Below are 17,818 nucleotides of genomic sequence, written 5' to 3'. Positions count from 1 at the left end.
CAATAATTATTTTAAATCAAATTTGCATGGATTAGAGTCCCGGCAGTCACGAAAGGATACTGTCATGCGCGCTGCCCTCCTCACCGCCGCCCAGGCCGATTTCACCCTTGCCGATCTGCCCATTCCGGATCCCAAAACCGGCGAAGTGCGGGTGCGCATTATAGCCAGCGGCGTCAATCCCCTCGACACCAAGATCCGCGCCGACGTGGCGCGCCATGCACGCCAGCCCTTACCGGCCGTTCTCGGCATGGATATGTCCGGCGTGGTGGAAGCGGTCGGCGATGGCGTCACCACCTTCAAGCCCGGCGACGCGGTTTACGGCATGGCCACGGGCATTGGCGGCCTGCCGGGTTCCCAGGCGGAATATGCCGCCGTCGATGCCGACTTCCTGGCCCTCAAACCCGCCGCGCTTGATTTCCGCCAGGCCGCCGCCTTGCCGCTGGTGGTGATCACGGCATGGGAAGGACTTGTGGATCATGCCCGCCTCCAGCCCGGCCAGACGGTTCTGGTTCTGGGCGGCGCCGGCGGAGTCGGCCATGTGACTGTGCAAATCGCCCAGGCAATGGGCGCCAAGGTCTTCGCCACGGCCTCCCAAAAGGATTTCGACTACCTGGCCTCTATTGGCGCCACGCCGATTGACCGCGACATGCCGGTCAGCGACCTGGTCGCGCAATATACGGTCGGCGAAGGCTTCGACATTGTCTATGATACGGTTGGCGGCCCGGCCATCGACATGGCCTTTGAAGCCGTCAAGGTCCGTGGCCACGTTACAAGCGCCTTGGGACGCGAGGCGCACAATCTGGCGCCCCTCTCCCTGCGGGCCGCCACCTATTCGGCGGTCTTCACTCTGCTGCCCCTGCTGACGGGCAAGGGCCGCAAACATCATGGCGATATCCTGCGCGACATCGCCATGATGGCCGATGCGGGACAGATTATACCCCGCCTCGATCCGCGCCGGTTTGGATTGGAAGACATTACCGCCGCCCATGCCGCCGTCACCGGCAAACCGGCCGGCAAGGTCATCATCGATATATAGATGGTGCGCTTGCCGGCAGGCCGAAAGTCAGGCGGGGACCAGGCTATCCGCCAGATAGCCCAGGATCGCCGTCCAGCCCTTGATATGGCCGTCGCGGGCGTCTTCGCTGCGGAATTTCACCTGTTTCAGGGTAATTTCGGTCTGTCCCGGCGCCGGTTCGCCAAAATCGATCGTCACCACACTGTCATCCAGCGAATGCGGCGACTCCCAGGTGAAGGACAGCCGTGAATGGGGCGACACCTCCAGATAGGTGCCGGAATGCGGGATTTCGCGCTCCGGCGTCACCATAAGAATTGAAAAGCGCCCGCCCTTGACCGGATCGGTCGTGACATGGGCGGCTTCTACGCCATCGGCGGCGGTGCGCATGAATTTCGCCAGGGTTGCCGGCGACAGCCAGGCATTGAAAACGGCTTCGCGCGGGGCGGCGATGGTACGGTTTACGGTCAGTTCTAACTCACTCATTAGGTTTCTCCTTTGAAACAAGTATATTTTCCAACGCGGCAAGGCGCAGGTCCCAGATCGACTTCAGTTGCCCGAACCAGCCTTCAGTCAGCTTTAACGGTTCGAGCGCCGCAGCGATAAAATGCTCGCGGCCCAAGGTCTGGCGCGTGACAAGCCCGGCCTCCTCCAGCACCTTGATGTGTTTGGAGACGGCATTCAGCGACATGTCGAAATGAGCGGCGAGCGCGGTCACTCTCAACGCCCCTTCCTGAACAAGAAGCGTGAGGATTTGCCGTCGCGTGGTGTCACCAACGGCCTTCAGTATGCGTGACAGATCATCGTCGTTCATTTATTCACCCAAACAGTTGAATATACCCGCGCAATTAAATAGTCAACCATTTGGATGAATAACTTTGCAATCACCGTTTTGAGGTTGGCCATCCGATACGGATCAGCGTCTCGTCAGGATCGGAGACAATGGCTTCGTACATACCCCACGGCTTGTCCTCCCCCGTGGCGCCAACGGCGGCGGCCAGTTCATCGACGTTTTCGACATAGAGATACATGCCGAAGGGATTACGGCCGGGAACCAGCCAGCCCTCGACCGCCCGGGTCAGGTGCAGGGCCGCGCCGTTATCGTGACCGAAGATGATATAGCCGTCCTGCTCGTGATAAACCTTGAAACCGAGCTTCATATAGAAGGCCTTGCTGACCACCAGATCATTGCACGGCAGGATGGGTGTCAGAACCTGATTATCGGACATACTCATTCCTCTAAACGTAGCCGGACGTCACGCTCTTTAGTGTGGTAAATATTTCATGAGCGAATTCACGAGTCTGCTCCGCTGATACCATGGCAAGACAATGGGCGGCGTCAGCACATCATTGAGAACCGACCAGAATTCAGGTCCGGCACCAATCTCAGAGCCGTTGATGAAGGGAATCAACAGAAAGCGCCGGGCTTCGGCATCGCGCAGGCTGGCATTAAGAAAACGCTCAACCTGCTGGGTCAGCACATGTGTTGGTCGCATCATGTCGACCATCTCTTTATGAAAATAACCGGATCGACAAAATAATATGTCGGAAAAGAAAACCGACAGGAAATTGCACAGGCTATGACCGAACGAATCGCCGAAAACCAGCAACCGGCGCTTTGGCCCTGCGGCATTTCGGAAAATATGGATTAAGCCATCGTTCCATCCGCCCAAGGGCGTAATAGAATGGCTTTTCATCCAGCGTGTACGCAGATCGCTGCGAAGTTCGGTTTCTTGAGGTTCAAAACGGATACCTAGATCCCCGCAAAATCCGCGCGTTAGGGGCGTTGTGTTCTCGGTAAGAAGGGCACGGCGCTCGGCAATCTCCCCTTCATTCACGCCGAATGCCCGCACAATGCGCAAGGCCGCATCCATTTGCAATGGCAGCGCCCAATGCGTATCTGTGCGATAATAGGCGCCGGCGATCGGCGCCTGAGGTCTGAGATCGAGAAATGGCGCCTTGCAGTTTTTTTGATACAGGTCGATAAACGAAGTCAAATTTAGAGCGCGCAGAGGCTCTGTGACCACCGATTCCTTGTCAGGCGCAATGGCATGAACATATTTGATGTTTCGCCTGGACGTATAGGCGATGCGCCCAATAATATTAGTGTCGAAATCGACAAATGACTGGGGGTTGACCGTAAGCTTGCCCAGCTTGTGCGCGAACACTTCATGCTCACCCCGGCCGAGATAAAGCGTGCCATCCGGCGTCCTGACGATATAGCCATGATGAACCTGGATATCCGGCGCAATTTCAGCCAGCCACTGTTCCAGCATTTATTGCCCCGCTCTATCGTTAAATTGCAAACTCGCCAGCCGCTGATACAGCCCGCCGCGTGACACCAGCTCGTCATGCGTGCCGATATCGACCACCTTACCGGCTTCCATCACCACGATGCGGTTGGCCTTGAGCACGGTGGCCAGCCGGTGAGCGATCACCAGCGTCGTGCGTTCGCTCATGGCCTCATTGAGCGCCATCTGGACCAGGCGTTCGTTCTCGGCATCTAGCGCCGAGGTCGCCTCGTCGAGCAGCAGGATCGGTGCCTGCCGCACCAGCGCACGGGCGATGCTGAGGCGTTGCTTCTGCCCGCCGGAGAGCGACTTGGCGCGTTCGCCGAGGGGCTGCCTGAAGCCTTCGGGCAGGGCTTCGATGAAGGCGCGCGCCTGCGCCTTGTCGGCCGCCACGCGGATTTCGGTATCGGTGGCATTCTCGCGGCCGAAGCGGATATTGTCCTCGGCTGAACCGGAAAACAGCGCCGTATCCTGCGCCACGAGGGACAGGCGCTCACGGACATCCCTGGGATCGGCGGCCTGGATATCGACGCCATCGATCTGGATGATCCCCGACTGATAATCATAATAGCGCAGCAGCAGCTTGAAGACGGTCGATTTGCCGGCGCCAGAAGGTCCGACCAGAGCCACCGTCTCGCCGGGCTTAACAATCAGCGAGAAACCATCGAGTACAAGCTGATCCGGGCGTGACGGATAGGCGAAGGTGATATCCTGAAAACGTATCTCGCCGCGTGCCGGCACAGGCAGGGCAACCGGCTTTTCTGGCACAGTAATAGTCGGTTGCGACTCCAGCAGTTCATCGATCCGCATCATGGCGCCGGCGGCCTTCTGCACGTCGCCCCAGGTTTCATTGAGATTGGCGACCGACCCGCCCGTCAGGATAGCCAGCATGACGAACTGGACCAGGGTGCCGTTCGACATCCTGCCGTGCAGCACGTCCTGCGCCCCCAGCCACAACACAAACGCGATGCCGCCGAAAACCAGCGTAATGACCATGGCCGTCATGGTGGCGCGGGTCGCCATGCGGCCGACCGAGGTGCGGTAGGTCTGCTCAACCCCCTCATCGAAACGCTTGCGGGTAAAGGCTTCGCGCACGAAGGCCTGTACGGTTTCCAGCGCATCGAGCGATTCGGAGGCGAATCCGATAGCGCGGGCAAAGGCGTCCTGTGTATCCCGCGTCGCCTTGCCGACCTCCCGGCCGAAGACGACCAGCGGCACCAGCACAAATGGAAAGATGCAAAACACCATAAGGGTCAGTTTCGGACTGACGAAGCTCATCATCACCAGGCCGGCGATAAAGGTCAGCATATTGCGCAGGGCGATCGAGATCGACGACGACACCAGGGTTTCGATGATCTGGATATCGGCGGTCAGGCGTGAAATCACCTCGCCGGTGCGGATTTTAAGGAAATAACCCGGATCAAGCTTGAGGATATGGGCGAAGACATCTTCGCGCAGATCCGCCACCACGCGCTCGCCCATGCGGGTGATGAAATAGTAACGCAGAGCGGTGGCGAACGCCATGACCAGCGCCACGGCGCCCAGTACCAGGAACCATTGATTGAGCACGGCGATATTGCGCGAACCGAAACCGTCATCGATCAGCTTCTTCGCCACCACCGTCATGGCCGGGGTCGAGGCCGACGAGATCAGCAGGAACAGGATCATGGCGGCCCCCGCCGCCTTTTGCCGCCACAGATAAGGAATCAATCGCGCCAGAGGGCGCAGATTGCGGGTCTTGCCGCGTGTCCCCGCCGCCTGGCGGATATCGGCGACCAGCTCGGCGCCGGAACTGGGGCGGCCATCTGTAGAATCGGGTTTTACGGGAGTTGAATCAGCCATGATGCTGAGCTTTATACAGTCAGGACTTGCCTAGCAAGGAACCTTGATGTATGAGCGCGCCTTCGGCACTTATGCCCCATATTTTTTAGCGTCCGCACATATGCTGGCTGGACGTACAAAGGAAGATGACGATGAAAAAAGAAGGTCACCCCGATTATCACTGGATCACCGTCACCATGACGGATGGCACGACCTATCGCACCCGTTCGACCTACGGCAAGGAAGACGCCGTGCTGAACCTCGACATCGACCCGCGCACCCATCCGGCCTGGACCGGCGGCACCGGCACCATGCTGGACCGCGCCGGCCGCGTTTCGCGCTTTAACAACAAGTTCGCCGGCTTCCTCAAGAAGTAGGGCGGGGCCGCCCTGTTGCGGCTACTTGTTACAGTTTGAAAATCCGGTTTGGGGTCACCCAAACCGGATTTTTTGTGCCTCAATATATCAAACCGTCGGCGTGATCCGCACCATCACAACACCGTGCGGGGCAACCTCGGCGCTGTAGCTGCCCTTGACGCCCTTTTGCACCGACTTCGACCACAGGTCTTTCACGCTGGCCTTGAGACCGGTCGGCAGTTGCAGGGCATCCCAATCGACCGATACGGTCTTGGCGTCCGCCCCGCGATTGAACAGCACCACGGCGCGATCGCCGCCAGTCAGCGGACGCACCCAGACCTCGGTGTCGCCATTTTGAGCGACGCGTCGCGCCTGTTGTCCCAACTTGTCCTGATCGACCGCGATGACGTCCTTATTTGTCAGGATGTCGAGCGTCGCCTTGTCCATGTTCGACAGATCGTTTCCGGCAATCAAGGGCGCCGCCAGCATGGCCCACAGGCTGAAATGCGAGCGGTATTCGACGTCCGTCATGCCGCCGTTGCCGACTTCAAGCATGTCCGGATCGTTCCAGTGGTTCGGGCCGGAATTGGCCCACAGGCCGGCATTATGATCGAGAATCCACAGGAACGAATGGCTGTAGCCCTCGTCCTTGTCCCACGAGTCACGGATATCACCGGACGTGCGCCACAGATGACCAAGCCCCGCCGCCCATTCTTCCGGCTTGTTATCGCCCCATTCGCAGATGGAGAACACGATGTCGCGGCCCGATGCCCGCAAGGCCTTGGCCATGATGGTGTAGGACGAGGACGCCTCGCTCGAACCGGTATAGCACCAGTCCACCTTCACGTAATCGACGCCCCACGACGCCCAGGTGCGCGCGTCCTGGAATTCATAGCCCCGGCTGCCTGGCCGGCCGCCGCAGGTCTTCACACCGATATCTGAATAGAGGCCAAATTTCAGCCCCTTCGAATGGACATAATCCGCCAGGGCCTTGATCCCCGATGGAAAGCGTTCCGGATCGGCCTGGATGGCGCCATCGGCGGCGCGGTCTTTCTGCCAGCAGTCATCGATGACAACATACTGATAGCCGGCGTCCTTCATACCGGACGATGCCATAGCGTCGGCCGCGCCGCGAATTTTCACTTCATCGATGTTGCAGGCGAACTTGTTCCACGAATTCCAGCCCATTGGCGGTGTCATGGCGATTTCAGGTTTGGGCGCATCCAGCCCCAGGGTTTCGTGCGCCGAAGCCTCGAAAGCCGGCACAAACAAACAGGCGGTCATACAGACTGGCATGAAGCCGTTTCTTAAAGCTCTGAAAATGTCCATTGCCTGCTCCCAAATTGGCGACTGCGCCGTACTTGACGCAAATAAATATTACAAATTTGACTTTGGCAAGCGCTCGCCACCGATTAAATAAAAGAAATTACATTATTAGACCTGGTGGCGCGTTATCTCGGTCCGCGGTTGCTTTTCTAATTTTACGTCTGAAGTTTCGCCAAACAGGTTATTTTTTAACGTTTTTTTCGTCATAACGCCGTAATAAATTTTTATGAAGGGGCGTAAATGTCCGTCCGGGCGGTTGCCCTATGCCTCACCACCCTTTAACGTGGCGTACCAACGCGGGGCCTTACCCCTTCATGTAAATTTCAAACCCGAAACGGGTTAAGCCCTTCATATCCGAGGTTCTTTTGACACATAAGCGCGTTCGTAAAGCGGTCATTCCGGTCGCCGGCCTGGGCACCCGTGTGCTGCCTGGCACCAAGGTAGTGCCCAAGGAATTGCTGAATGTGGTCGATCGGCCGATCCTGTCCTATGTCGTCGCCGAAGCGCGCGCCGCCGGGATCGAACATTTCGTCTTCGTGACCGGCCGCTCCAAAGGCGCCATCGAGGACTATTTCGATCATCAGGTCGAACTCGAAGCACAACTCGCCGCCAAGAACAAGACCGCCATCCTCAACGACCTGCTGGCCGAATTGCCAAAGCCCGGCGAGATGAGCTTTGTCCGCCAGATGCAGCCGCTGGGCCTCGGCCATGCGGTATGGTGCGCCCGCGATATCATCGGTGACGAGCCTTTCGCCGTCATCCTGCCCGATATGGTGATGGATGCCGAGGTGTCCGCCCTCAAGCAAGCGATCAATGCTTATGATGAGGTCGGCGGCAATATCATCGTTGTCGAACCCGTCCCGCACGACCAGACGCATCAGTACGGCGTGGTGGCTATTGACGCCAAAGGCGGCCGGCTGAACAGGATGTCCGGAATGGTCGAAAAACCTGCGCCCGGCACGGCGCCCTCCAACCTGATCGTTTCCGGCCGTTATATCCTTCAGCCCGAAATTTTCACCCTGCTGGCCGACCAGGGCGCCGGCGCCGGCGGTGAGATCCAGCTCACCGACTCGATGTTCCGCCTGATGGAAAGCCAAGGCTTCCATGCGTTGGAATATGATGGCGACACCTATGACTGCGGTGACAAGATCGGCCTGCTGCGCGCCAATGTCGCCCTGGCCCTGAAGCATCCGGAACTGGGTGACGCTGCCCGCGCCGCGCTCCTGCCCTTCTTTAAGTAAAAGCATATTCGCCTTTTTCACGAGGCACTTTGAATTTTTATACGTTTACATGGCATAGCAGGCCGCGCCTGCGCCAAACCATTTGAGGACTCGCCTGAATGCCTATGCTGCCCAAAGCTGATATCGCCGAGAACACCTATGAATACGAAACCCAGGCCAAGGTGAAGGCCACCGGTTTCCGCGAATATGACGCGCGCTGGGTCTTCGGCAAGGAGATCAACCTGCTCGGCATCCAGGCGCTGGGTTTGGGCCTTGGCACCTATATCCATGAGCGTGGCGTGGCGCCGAAACTCGTCACCGGCCACGATTTCCGTTCCTATTCGACCAATATCAAGAACGCCCTGATTCTCGGTCTGATGCAGGCGGGCATCGAGGTCATCGATATCGGCCTTTGCCTGTCGCCCATCGCCTATTTCGCCCAGTTCGACCAGGACGCGGCCTGTGTCGCCATGGTCACGGCCTCGCACAACGACAACGGCTGGACCGGCGTCAAGATGGGCTGCCAGGCGCCGCTGACCTTCGGTCCGGAAGAAATGGGCCGCCTCAAGGAAATCGTGCTGGGCGGCCTCGGCGTCGAGCGTCCCGGCGGCAGCTTGAAACGTGTCGAAGGCGTGCAACAGCGCTATATGGATGACATTTCATCGCGCCTGCAATTGAAACGTAAGCTGAAGGTCGTCTGCGCCTGCGGCAACGGCACGGCCGGCGCCTTCGCCCCGCAAACCCTGCGGGCCATGGGGGCGGAGGTCATCGAACTCGACACCAATCTCGACTCGACCTTCCCGAAATACAATCCGAACCCCGAAGACCACGAAATGCTGATGGACATGGCCAAGGCCGTGAAAGAGCATGGCGCCGACCTCTGCCTCGGCTTCGACGGCGATGGCGATCGCTGCGGCGTGGTCGATGATACCGGCCAGGAAATTTTCGCCGACAAGATCGGCCTGATGCTGGCGCGCGACCTGTCGGAACTCTACAAGAACGCCACCTTCGTCGTCGATGTGAAATCGACCGGCCTCTACGCCACCGACGAAGTGCTGAAAAAGAACGGCGCCACCACCGTCTACTGGAAGACCGGCCACTCCTACATCAAGCGCAAGACCGCCGAACTGAAGGCGCTGGCCGGCTTCGAAAAATCGGGCCACTTCTTCCTCGCCGACCCGATCGGCCGCGGTTACGACGACGGCCTGGTGGCCGCGCAGGTTATCCTGGCCATGCTCGACCGCAATCCGGGCAAGAAGCTGTCCGACCTGAAGAACGCCCTGCCGGTCGCCTATACGTCGCTCACCATGTCGCCTCATTGCGGCGACGAGGTGAAGTACGAAGTGCTGGAACGCATCGTCAAGGAATACGAAGACCTGCTGGCGGCTGGCGGTTCGATCCTCGGCCGCAAGGTGACGGAAGTCATCACGGTCAATGGCGCCCGCGTCCATCTGGAAGACGGCTCATGGGTGCTGGTCCGCGCCTCAAGCAACAAGCCGGAACTGGTGGTCGTGGTGGAAAGCCTGCGCTCGGAAGACGACATGCGCGACCTCTTCCGCAAGGAAGTGAAGCCGCGCCTGGCGAAGTATCCGGAAATCACGGACTACAATCAGGAAATCTAAAGCCATTTGCATGAGCACCGGCTCATGCAAATGGCTTTAGATTATTCTTTTCACGCGCTTTTTAATCCAAAAAGTGCGTCACACTTTTTGGAAAGCGCTCTTGTGGCCATCACGGATCTCGCCACGCGTACCTATGACCACAACTGGCGGCTCGATCCGATCGTCCGCAGCCTGCTCGATACCGACTTCTACAAACTGCTGATGTTACAGATGATCCGGCGCCTCTATCCCGAAGTGCCGGTGACTTTCGCCCTGATCAATCGCAGCCGCGCGGTGCGGCTTGCTGACGACATCGACGAAGCCGAACTGCGCGCCCAGCTTGATCATGCCCGCACGGTGCGCTTCACACCAAAGGAACTGATCTGGCTGGCTGGCAACAGCTTCTATGGCAAGGCCCAGATGTTCAGCCCGGACTTCATTGCCTGGCTGAAGGATTTCCAGCTTCCGGAATATGAACTGACCACGCACGACGGCCAGTATGAGCTGCGCTTTCACGGCCCGTGGACGCACACGACCCTGTGGGAAATCCCGGCCCTGACCATCATCAACGAACTGCGCTCCCGCGCCGCCATGCGCAAACGGGGCCGGTTCGCGCTCGATATCCTCTACGCCCGCGCCAAGGCGAAACTGTGGGGCAAGGTCGAGCGCCTGCAAGCCCTGCCTGATCTGGTCATTTCCGATTTCGGCACCCGCCGCCGCCATAGTTTTCTGTGGCAGCGCTGGTGCGTTGAGGTGCTCAAAGAAGGCCTGGGAAAGCGCTTTATCGGCACCTCGAACGTTTTGCTGGCTATGGATAACGACCTGGAGGCCATCGGCACCAATGCCCATGAACTGCCGATGGTGCTGGCGGCTCTGGCTGACACGGATGCCGACGTGGCCGCTGCCCCCTACCGCGTACTCGAAGACTGGCGCGCTCATTATGACGGCAATCTGCTGATCGCCCTGCCCGATGCTTTCGGCACCACCGCCTTTCTGGAGCGCGCGCCTGACTGGCTGGCCGGCTGGACCGGCTTCCGTCCCGACAGCGCCCCGCCCATTCTTGCCGGCGAACAGATCATCCGCTGGTGGCAATCGAAAGGCGTCGATCCGAAGGAAAAGCTGCTGATCTTCTCCGATGGCATGGACGTCGACTCAATCGAGGCTACCTATCGCCATTTCCACGGCCGGGTGCGCCTGAGCTTCGGCTGGGGCACCAACCTGACCAATGATTTCCGTGACTGTGCGCCGTTCGACGGCAATGGCCTCGACGCCATTTCCCTTGTCTGCAAGGTGATAGAGGCGGATGGCCGCCCGGCGGTCAAGCTGTCGGATAATCCCAAAAAGGCCACCGGCGACCCGGCCGAGATCGCCCGCTACCTGCGCATCTTCGGCAACGCCGGACGAGAGACCGCTTCCGTACGCGTTTAAGATGTGGTGCTGAAATCGTCCATTAATCCAGCCGATCCGTTATCCGGGCTATCAAATCCATCCGTTCGTGCAGGATCGCAACGATTAGCGATGGCGCATCTTCACGACACAGGCAGAAAATGTAGTGGTGCTCGCAGCGCGTAATCCGCAACGCAGGATGGATGTCTTCCAGGATTTTGTACGTGCCCTGACCGTTCACCAATCGCTGAATACCGGTATGCAGTGTTTCGGAATAAGCGCGCGCCTGGACCTCGCCCCATGTTTTTCGAGTATATCGAACGATTGAGCGAAGATCATCGGCCGCCCCATCCTGAAGAACAAAAGGCGTCGTCAAGAAATGGAGCCTTTTCCAGAATCTTCCCCTGTAGAAAGTTCTTCGTCTACAATCTGATCAAACGACTTAGGCGTCACATTGCCATTCAGCCCTTGCTCGATTCGTTTGTTGAGAAAGTTTTTCAGTTCAGACCAGGCTTGCTCCTCCCCTGACGCCGGCAACAAGCGTTCAAGGGCATACTGCTTTATGCTCTTTCCCTGCAAAGCGGCGAGCGCCTTCAGGCTCTGATGTTGTTGATCTGTCATATCAATGGTTAGGCGGCTCATCATTCCAACTCCATATACGCTTCCCACATTATCACAAATGTGGGTAATCTTACAGCATATTTGCTTGGCATGGGAACTCCGGAACCGCTTTTCTATTTCCGGAAGCGTGTTAATGTGAGCGCTAACAAAAAGCGATATGAGTCGTTACAGGGAGATACGCATGAAGGCCATAACCTGCCTGATCACCTGCCTGGCGTTTGCTTCGCCGGCACTGGCGGCTGATCCTGTGCGGCCACCGATTACCGGCGTCTCCCATATCGGACTCTATGCCGCCGACGCCAGCAAGAGCGAAGCCTTCTATGCCCACGATCTCGGCGCCACCAAAGGCGGTGATCCGGAAAACGCCGCAGGCACGCGCTATTATTTCTCACCCGTCCAATTCGTCGAGATTTTGCCCCTGCCGCCGGGACCGGCATCGAAAAACCGCCTCGATCACGTCGCCTTCGCCACGACCGACGCCGAGGCCTTGCGCCTCTATCTGGCCAGCCGTCAGGTCTCTGTGCCCGCAAAGGTCAGTACAGGGGGTGACGGCAGCCGATGGTTCAGCGTCACCGACCCTGAAGGCAATCGCGTCGAATTCGTTCAGGCGCCCGCCAACCTGCCGAATGTGCCGGTCAATACCCTATCCAGCCGTATCATCCATGTCGGTTTCGTCGTCCACAACCGATCGCGCGAGGATGCCTTCTACCGCGATATCCTCGGTTTTCGGCCCTACTGGTTCGGCGGCGTCAAGGCTGATGAACCATCCTGGGTCAGCCAGCAGGTTCCCGATGGCCCCGACTGGCTGGAATACATGCTGGTCAGCGGCCGGGAAACCACTGGCATCCCGGCCGACATGAGCCAGCAGGCCGCCGGCGTGCTCAACCACTTTTCTCTGGGGGTACCGAATACGCGCGATACCTACACCGTACTATGGAACGGCGACCGGCTGAAAGACCAGACCGGCACGCCCAAGATCGGCCTCGACGCCAAGTGGCAGCTCAACCTGATCGACCCGGACGGCACCCGCGCCGAGGTAATGGAGTTCCATGCTATCGGCAAGCCCTGCTGCTCGCCCTTCACCGCCGCCGATCCCGAAAAATAACCGCAGGAGTCAAAGCTTATGACCGGTTTTACAATTGATCGCCGCAGTCTTCTCGTCGGCGCCGGCGCACTACCCCTGGTGGTGTCCCCGGCGCGCGCCGCCACGCCTGAGGCGCAGGGCCAGCCACTTCCCGGCACATTCAATCTGCCCGATCCACCGGCCAAACGGTTGAAATGGGCCGTGGTCGGCCTCGGCACCTTCGCCGTTGGCCAGATGCTGCCCGGCTTTGTCGCCTCCCACCGGGCGCGCCTGACCGCTTTTGTTTCCGGCAGCCCGGACAAGGCGCACGATCTCGGCGCGCGGTATGGCGTTTCGCGTTTCTATGATTACAGCAATTTCGACCGCATCGCCGACGACAGCGATATCGACTGCGTTTATATCGCACTGCCCGTGGCGCTCCATGCCGAATACGCCATCCGCGCCCTCAAGGCTGGCAAGCATGTCCTGTGCGAAAAACCGATGGCGTCTACCGTGGCCGAATGCGAGGCGATGATCGCCGCGGCAAAGGCGGCCAACCGCCAACTCGGCATCGCCTACCGCGTCCACTTCGAACCAAACAATGTCGACGCCATCAAACGCCTGCGCGCTGGCGAGATCGGCGACCTGCGTTATTTCTCCGGTGAGGCCGGTTTTGTCGTCAATCCGAGCTATCCGCCGCACAAATGGCGTCTGCAAAAGGCCCTGGCCGGCGGCGGATCGATGTACGACATCGGCATCTATGCGCTGAACGCAGCCTTATGGGCGATGGATGAAGTGCCGGTGTCCGTCACCGCCGTCTACTCAACCCCCGCCAATGATCCGCGTTTCAAGGAGGTCGAGGGTGGCGTCGAATGGCGTCTGCGTTTCCCCTCCGGCATCAGCGCGCAAGGGTCGTCGTCCTATTGCTACACCTACGCCACCCGGCAGAGGTTCTTCGCCTCGCAGGGCAGTATCAGCATGGACCCGGCCTCCGATTACAGCCAGATCAACATGACCATGCAGCACGCCGACCTGACGCCGGCGATTATCCGCGCCGGCAGCCCGACGGTCCAGTTCAGCGCTCAAATCGACGCCTTCTGCGCCGCCGCCGCCGCCAACCAACCGCACCTGACCTCCGGCGAAATGGGGCTGCGCGATATCCGCCTGATCCAGGCGATTTACCGCAGCGCCGACGCCGAGGGCCAGATCATCAAATTATAACCGGCACATCTGGTAGAGAACGATTCCCGAAGTCGTCGCCACATTCAGACTATCAAACCCGCCGCGCATCTCGATCCGCACCGTGGTGCAGGCGGCCATGACATCAGCCGAAAGCCCCGGCCCTTCGGCGCCGAACAGCATGGCCGACCGCGCGACGGGCTGCACCGCATCCAGCGTCAGTTCGCCCGCCGGGCTTAGCGCATAAGGTGTCAGCTTATGCGCCAGTAACGTTCCTACCAGATCATCAACCTGATAATGCGGCGCCTGCAAAACGCCACCGACGCTGACCCGTATGGCCTTGCGATAGAGCGCATCGCAGCAGGTCGCATCCAGGATCACCGCATCAACGCCGAAGGCTGCCGCGTTGCGCATCAAGCCGCCCATATTGTCGGTATTGGCGATCCCTGAAAGCACCAGAACCCGCACACGCTCCCCCGCCAGAGTCTCAGCCAAGGTCAGCGGCGGCGCATAACGGCCCAGCGCCAGATAACCGCGATGGATGGGAAAACCGGCCACCGCGTCCATGATTTCCTGCGCCACCACATAGACCGGCGCCTGGGGCAGATGCGCCAGTCCGCGCAGGCGTTCCGGCGTCGTCAATACACTAACCGTTTGCGCCAGCGGCGATGAAAACAGCCGCTCCAGCACCACCTTGCCCTCGGCCATGAACAGGCCATCCCGCCCGGTCAGGTCACGGTCCTTCACATCGCGGTAAAGCGCCAGACGCTCATCATGCGGATTGTCGATTTCGATTATCATCCGCCTCCACTACCGCCCGCGCCGCAAAGGTCAAGACGCAAATCATGCCCTCCCGCTTGCCATTAGACGGATTTCGGCATATTGTGATCACAATTCATCACGATACCCCGGCGGCCGTGTTTTTTTGGCCGTGGACCTCGTCGCATTTTTGTTAACGCGAAATGCTCTGGCTGGTGTCATGATCCCAATGACGGTTAGCCATAAAGACGAGTCCCATGTCACACGACAGCTATATGAAGTCCAAGAACAAGCGCAAGATCGTGTTTTCGAAGCGCGGCGCCAAGGATCTGGAAGAGGCCACCGCCTGGCTGGCCAGCCAGAATATCGAGGAGATCGAGTGCATGGTGCCCGATCTCGCCGGCGTGGCGCGCGGCAAGATCATGCCGTCGAAAAAATTTCTCAACGCCCCCTATATGAATCTGCCTTTGGCGGTGTTTTATCAAACGATTACCGGCGATTACCCCAATCTCGAAGGCGTGGTCGGCGCGGTGCAGGCCGATACCGACATCTTCCTCAAGCCCGATTTCGCCACTCTGGCCGCCGTGCCCTGGGCGCATGACCCGACCGCGCAGGTGATCCATGACGCCTTCCATCCCGATGGCCGCCCGGTCGAGGAAAGCCCGCGCCAGGTGCTGCGCCGTGTGCTCGGTTTTTATGAGGCCAAGGGCTGGAAGCCGGTCATCGCCCCGGAACTGGAATTTTATCTCGTCGAGAAGAACATCGACCCCGATTACCCGCTGAAACCACCGATTGGCCGTTCGGGCAGACCTGAAACCGGTCGTCAGGGCTATTCGATCTCGGCGGTCAATGAATTCGACGCGCTTTTTGAAGATATGTACGAATATTCCGAAAGCCAGGGGCTGGAAATCGACACCCTGATTCACGAATCCGGTGTGGCGCAAATGGAAATCAACCTGCTGCACGGCGACCCGCTCGAACTGGCCGACCAGGTGCTGATGTTCAAGCGCACCATCAAGGAAACCGCGCTCGAACACGACATCTACGCCACCTTCATGGCCAAGCCGATGGCCAATGAACCCGGTTCGGCCATGCACATCCACCAGTCGATCGTAGACGCCAAAACCGGCCAGAACCTGTTCTCGAACCCTGAAACCGGCGAACCGACTCCGGCCTTCTTCCACTTCATCGCCGGCCAGCAGAAATACATGCCGGCCATCACCGCGCTGCTGGCGCCTTACGTCAATTCCTACCGTCGCCTCGCCAAGGGGTCCGGCGCCCCGGTCAATACCCAGTGGGGCTACGACAACCGCACCGCCGGCCTGCGCGTACCGCCTTCCGATCCGGCCAACCGCCGTCTGGAAAACCGCCTGCCGTCATCCGACGCCAATCCGTACCTGGCCATCGCGGCGGTGCTGGCATCGGGCTATCTTGGTATGCTGGAAAAGATGTCGCCAGCCGATCCGGTCGATCAGGACGCCGCCACCCTGCCGCAGGGCGACCTGCCCTATTCGCTGGTGCAGGCGATCATCAAACTGGAACGGTCGCAGCCGATCATCGATATTCTCGGTCCGCAGTTCGTTACCGCCTATTCGCGCGTCAAGCTGCACGAATACGAGACCTTCATGCAAACCATCAGTCCGTGGGAACGCGAATTCCTGTTGCTGAATGTTTGATGTCTTGTACCTCCCCAACTTGTTGGGGAGAGGGACCGCGCCCGCCTTCGGGCGTGGTGGTGGGGTTTCTTGCTTCGTAATGCCATGAAAAATACCGGCCACCCCGAAAATTCCTGGTACGTCGCCACGGCGGATATCCCCGCTTACCCGGCGCTCACCGGCGCTCATCACACCGATGTCTGCATTATTGGCGGTGGCTATACCGGCCTCGGCGCGGCCATCGAACTGTCGCGTCAGGGGATTGACGTTACGCTGCTCGATTCCGCCCAAATCGGTTCCGGCGCTTCCGGCCGCAATGGCGGGCAAATCCATACCGGCCAGCGGATTGATCCCGAAAAGATGGAATCGCTGCTTAGCGCGGATCAGGCCCGCCAGCTCTGGGATATGTCCGAAGACGCCAAGGCCAGCCTGTACGATCTGATCAACACCCACGCCATCGATTGCGACCTGAAACACGGCCTGATCCACGCCTGGCACAGACCCGCCTTCGCGCAGGATGACCGCGACTATGCCGCCTTTGTCAGGAAATACGGCTATGATAAGCTCTCATTCCTGAGCAAATCTGAGGTAGCGCAGGAACTCGGCACCGATGTCTATCACGGCGGCTCGCTTGACCGCGGCGGCGGCCATCTCCATCCGCTGAAACTGGTGTTAGGCCTGGCGCGTGCCGCCTCAGGCCAGGGCGCGAAACTGTTCGAAAACAGCCACGTCACAAGCTACCGCAAGATCGCTAAAGGCATCCATCTCCATCTCGAAAATGGCGCGACCATTACCTGCCAGCGCCTGCTGATCTGCGGCAACGGTTATATGGAAGGGCTATCCGAAGAGATCGACAGCCACGTCATGCCAATCAACAACTTCATCCTGACCACCGAACCGCTCGACGATGCTAATGGCGGTTTTGGCATCCTGCCGCACGATTACGCGGCAGCGGACTCGCGTTTCGTGGTCAATTACTGGCGCAAGACGCCGGATAACCGCCTGCTGTTCGGCGGCGGCGAAAACTACACGCCATGGTTCCCAAAGGACATCAAGGCCTTCGTGCGCAACAACATGCTCAAGGTCTATCCGCAGTTCGCGGATGTCAAAATCTCGCACGCCTGGGGCGGCACCCTGGCCATCACCATGAGCCGCGCGCCGTTTGTCCGCAGTCTGGCGCCGAATGTCTGGACCGCCGCCGGCTACAGCGGGCAAGGCGTGGTGCTGGCGCCCTATTTCGGCAAGCTGCTGGCGCGCGCGGTCACCGGCGACGCCCGCGATATCGAGCTTCTGAGCCATCTGCCCACCCCTGCCTTCTTCGGCGGCCGTGCCCTGCGCTGGCCGGCTCTCGTGGCCGGCCTCAGCTATTACGCCCTGCGCGACCGACTGTAGTATCGCACCTGCCACAGCCGGTGGCGAAATGGTTGCCGCAGAGATCACATGGTTGACGTAATTTGATAGATTACGTGAAAATTGACCGGAATTCAGATATGATTAACCCTATGAACGGCATTCAGATGACGGGTAA

General features: G+C 59.3%; 18 protein-coding genes. 9 read left to right on the top strand and 9 right to left on the bottom strand.

Annotated elements, in window-relative coordinates:
- Window positions 1–64 precede the first annotated feature (64 nt).
- Entirely contained in the window at window positions 65–1,036 is a 972-nt protein-coding gene (locus VL130_RS16505) for a zinc-dependent alcohol dehydrogenase family protein (RefSeq protein ID WP_325364527.1), read from the top strand.
- Window positions 1,037–1,063: 27 nt separating this feature from the next.
- Here the strand turns inward: VL130_RS16505 and VL130_RS16500 are convergent, their stop codons facing one another.
- The 5 genes from VL130_RS16500 to VL130_RS16480 form a co-directional block, all read right to left on the bottom strand.
- Window positions 1,064–1,498 (bottom strand): SRPBCC domain-containing protein, encoded by a 435-nt coding sequence (locus VL130_RS16500; RefSeq protein WP_325364525.1) that lies wholly within the window; start codon window positions 1,496–1,498, stop codon window positions 1,064–1,066.
- Window positions 1,491–1,826, bottom strand: a complete 336-nt coding sequence (locus VL130_RS16495) for a metalloregulator ArsR/SmtB family transcription factor (protein WP_325364523.1) — start codon at window positions 1,824–1,826, stop codon at window positions 1,491–1,493. The genes VL130_RS16500 and VL130_RS16495 overlap by 8 nt, the downstream gene beginning before the upstream one ends.
- Window positions 1,827–1,896: 70 nt before the next feature.
- A complete protein-coding gene (locus VL130_RS16490) occupies window positions 1,897–2,241 on the bottom strand; it encodes a VOC family protein (RefSeq protein ID WP_325364521.1) in 345 nt (114 codons plus the stop codon).
- Between the two features lie 36 nt (window positions 2,242–2,277).
- Window positions 2,278–3,288 (bottom strand): hypothetical protein, encoded by a 1,011-nt coding sequence (locus VL130_RS16485; RefSeq protein WP_325364519.1) that lies wholly within the window; start codon window positions 3,286–3,288, stop codon window positions 2,278–2,280.
- On the bottom strand, window positions 3,289–5,145 hold the full coding sequence (locus tag VL130_RS16480) for an ABC transporter transmembrane domain-containing protein (protein ID WP_325364517.1): 1,857 nt from the start codon (window positions 5,143–5,145) through the stop codon (window positions 3,289–3,291).
- Window positions 5,146–5,276: 131 nt separating this feature from the next.
- Here VL130_RS16480 and rpmE point away from each other — a divergent pair, with 131 nt between their 5' ends.
- Window positions 5,277–5,501 (top strand): 50S ribosomal protein L31, encoded by a 225-nt coding sequence (gene rpmE / locus VL130_RS16475; protein WP_325364515.1) that lies wholly within the window; start codon window positions 5,277–5,279, stop codon window positions 5,499–5,501.
- Window positions 5,502–5,588: 87 nt separating this feature from the next.
- On the opposite strand, the gene VL130_RS16470 is transcribed toward rpmE, so the two are convergent.
- Window positions 5,589–6,776: a glycoside hydrolase family 27 protein gene (locus tag VL130_RS16470; protein WP_325364514.1), complete on the bottom strand. Its 1,188-nt coding sequence runs from the start codon at window positions 6,774–6,776 to the stop codon at window positions 5,589–5,591.
- A gap of 395 nt (window positions 6,777–7,171) precedes the next feature.
- Here VL130_RS16470 and VL130_RS16465 point away from each other — a divergent pair, with 395 nt between their 5' ends.
- From VL130_RS16465 to pncB, 3 genes are all read left to right on the top strand, one after another.
- Window positions 7,172–8,047 carry a UTP--glucose-1-phosphate uridylyltransferase gene (locus VL130_RS16465; protein WP_325364512.1) on the top strand — a complete coding sequence of 292 codons (876 nt, stop codon included), beginning with the start codon at window positions 7,172–7,174 and terminating at the stop codon, window positions 8,045–8,047.
- Between the two features lie 98 nt (window positions 8,048–8,145).
- Window positions 8,146–9,648 carry a phosphomannomutase/phosphoglucomutase gene (locus tag VL130_RS16460; protein ID WP_325364510.1) on the top strand — a complete coding sequence of 501 codons (1,503 nt, stop codon included), beginning with the start codon at window positions 8,146–8,148 and terminating at the stop codon, window positions 9,646–9,648.
- Window positions 9,649–9,750: 102 nt separating this feature from the next.
- Window positions 9,751–11,055, top strand: a complete 1,305-nt coding sequence (pncB, locus tag VL130_RS16455) for a nicotinate phosphoribosyltransferase (protein WP_325364508.1) — start codon at window positions 9,751–9,753, stop codon at window positions 11,053–11,055.
- A 22-nt stretch (window positions 11,056–11,077) separates the two neighbouring features.
- Here pncB and VL130_RS16450 read toward each other — a convergent pair whose 3' ends face one another.
- Both VL130_RS16450 and VL130_RS16445 read right to left on the bottom strand, forming a co-directional pair.
- The gene (locus VL130_RS16450) at window positions 11,078–11,389 is read right to left on the bottom strand and encodes a type II toxin-antitoxin system RelE/ParE family toxin (protein WP_325364506.1); all 312 of its coding nucleotides are present in this window, start codon (window positions 11,387–11,389) and stop codon (window positions 11,078–11,080) included.
- Window positions 11,386–11,655, bottom strand: a complete 270-nt coding sequence (locus VL130_RS16445; RefSeq protein WP_325364504.1) for an antitoxin — start codon at window positions 11,653–11,655, stop codon at window positions 11,386–11,388. The genes VL130_RS16450 and VL130_RS16445 overlap by 4 nt, the downstream gene beginning before the upstream one ends.
- Window positions 11,656–11,815: 160 nt before the next feature.
- On the opposite strand from VL130_RS16445, the gene VL130_RS16440 reads away from it, so the two are divergent.
- Both VL130_RS16440 and VL130_RS16435 read left to right on the top strand, forming a co-directional pair.
- Window positions 11,816–12,739 (top strand): VOC family protein, encoded by a 924-nt coding sequence (locus VL130_RS16440; protein ID WP_325364502.1) that lies wholly within the window; start codon window positions 11,816–11,818, stop codon window positions 12,737–12,739.
- Between the two features lie 18 nt (window positions 12,740–12,757).
- Window positions 12,758–13,918 (top strand): Gfo/Idh/MocA family oxidoreductase, encoded by a 1,161-nt coding sequence (locus VL130_RS16435; RefSeq protein ID WP_325364500.1) that lies wholly within the window; start codon window positions 12,758–12,760, stop codon window positions 13,916–13,918.
- Here the strand turns inward: VL130_RS16435 and VL130_RS16430 are convergent.
- Window positions 13,913–14,677 (bottom strand): RNA methyltransferase, encoded by a 765-nt coding sequence (locus VL130_RS16430; RefSeq protein ID WP_325364498.1) that lies wholly within the window; start codon window positions 14,675–14,677, stop codon window positions 13,913–13,915. The two genes, VL130_RS16435 and VL130_RS16430, sit on opposite strands and share 6 nt — an antisense overlap.
- A gap of 233 nt (window positions 14,678–14,910) precedes the next feature.
- Here VL130_RS16430 and VL130_RS16425 point away from each other — a divergent pair, with 233 nt between their 5' ends.
- The gene (locus VL130_RS16425; RefSeq protein WP_325364876.1) at window positions 14,911–16,311 is read left to right on the top strand and encodes a glutamine synthetase family protein; all 1,401 of its coding nucleotides are present in this window, start codon (window positions 14,911–14,913) and stop codon (window positions 16,309–16,311) included.
- Window positions 16,312–16,395: 84 nt separating this feature from the next.
- Window positions 16,396–17,682: an FAD-binding oxidoreductase gene (locus tag VL130_RS16420; protein ID WP_325364496.1), complete on the top strand. Its 1,287-nt coding sequence runs from the start codon at window positions 16,396–16,398 to the stop codon at window positions 17,680–17,682.
- Window positions 17,683–17,818 lie beyond the last annotated feature (136 nt).

Origin of the sequence: Asticcacaulis sp., from assembly GCF_035497195.1 — a bacterium.
Classification (GTDB): domain Bacteria; phylum Pseudomonadota; class Alphaproteobacteria; order Caulobacterales; family Caulobacteraceae; genus Asticcacaulis.
This window is presented reverse-complemented; position numbering and strand designations above follow the sequence as displayed.

Bases quoted from the DNA above. Each gene is read 5' to 3' on its own strand.
- VL130_RS16505 (WP_325364527.1), top strand. From the start codon at position 65: ATGCGCGCTGCCCTCCTCACCGCCGCCCAGGCCGATTTCACCCTTGCC.
- VL130_RS16500 (WP_325364525.1), bottom strand. From the start codon at position 1,498: ATGAGTGAGTTAGAACTGACCGTAAACCGTACCATCGCCGCCCCGCGC.
- VL130_RS16495 (WP_325364523.1), bottom strand. From the start codon at position 1,826: ATGAACGACGATGATCTGTCACGCATACTGAAGGCCGTTGGTGACACC.
- VL130_RS16490 (WP_325364521.1), bottom strand. From the start codon at position 2,241: ATGTCCGATAATCAGGTTCTGACACCCATCCTGCCGTGCAATGATCTG.
- VL130_RS16485 (WP_325364519.1), bottom strand. From the start codon at position 3,288: ATGCTGGAACAGTGGCTGGCTGAAATTGCGCCGGATATCCAGGTTCAT.
- VL130_RS16480 (WP_325364517.1), bottom strand. From the start codon at position 5,145: ATGGCTGATTCAACTCCCGTAAAACCCGATTCTACAGATGGCCGCCCC.
- rpmE (WP_325364515.1), top strand. From the start codon at position 5,277: ATGAAAAAAGAAGGTCACCCCGATTATCACTGGATCACCGTCACCATG.
- VL130_RS16470 (WP_325364514.1), bottom strand. From the start codon at position 6,776: ATGCCAGTCTGTATGACCGCCTGTTTGTTTGTGCCGGCTTTCGAGGCT.
- VL130_RS16460 (WP_325364510.1), top strand. From the start codon at position 8,146: ATGCCTATGCTGCCCAAAGCTGATATCGCCGAGAACACCTATGAATAC.
- VL130_RS16445 (WP_325364504.1), bottom strand. From the start codon at position 11,655: ATGAGCCGCCTAACCATTGATATGACAGATCAACAACATCAGAGCCTG.
- VL130_RS16440 (WP_325364502.1), top strand. From the start codon at position 11,816: ATGAAGGCCATAACCTGCCTGATCACCTGCCTGGCGTTTGCTTCGCCG.
- VL130_RS16435 (WP_325364500.1), top strand. From the start codon at position 12,758: ATGACCGGTTTTACAATTGATCGCCGCAGTCTTCTCGTCGGCGCCGGC.
- VL130_RS16430 (WP_325364498.1), bottom strand. From the start codon at position 14,677: ATGATAATCGAAATCGACAATCCGCATGATGAGCGTCTGGCGCTTTAC.
- VL130_RS16425 (WP_325364876.1), top strand. From the start codon at position 14,911: ATGAAGTCCAAGAACAAGCGCAAGATCGTGTTTTCGAAGCGCGGCGCC.
- VL130_RS16420 (WP_325364496.1), top strand. From the start codon at position 16,396: ATGAAAAATACCGGCCACCCCGAAAATTCCTGGTACGTCGCCACGGCG.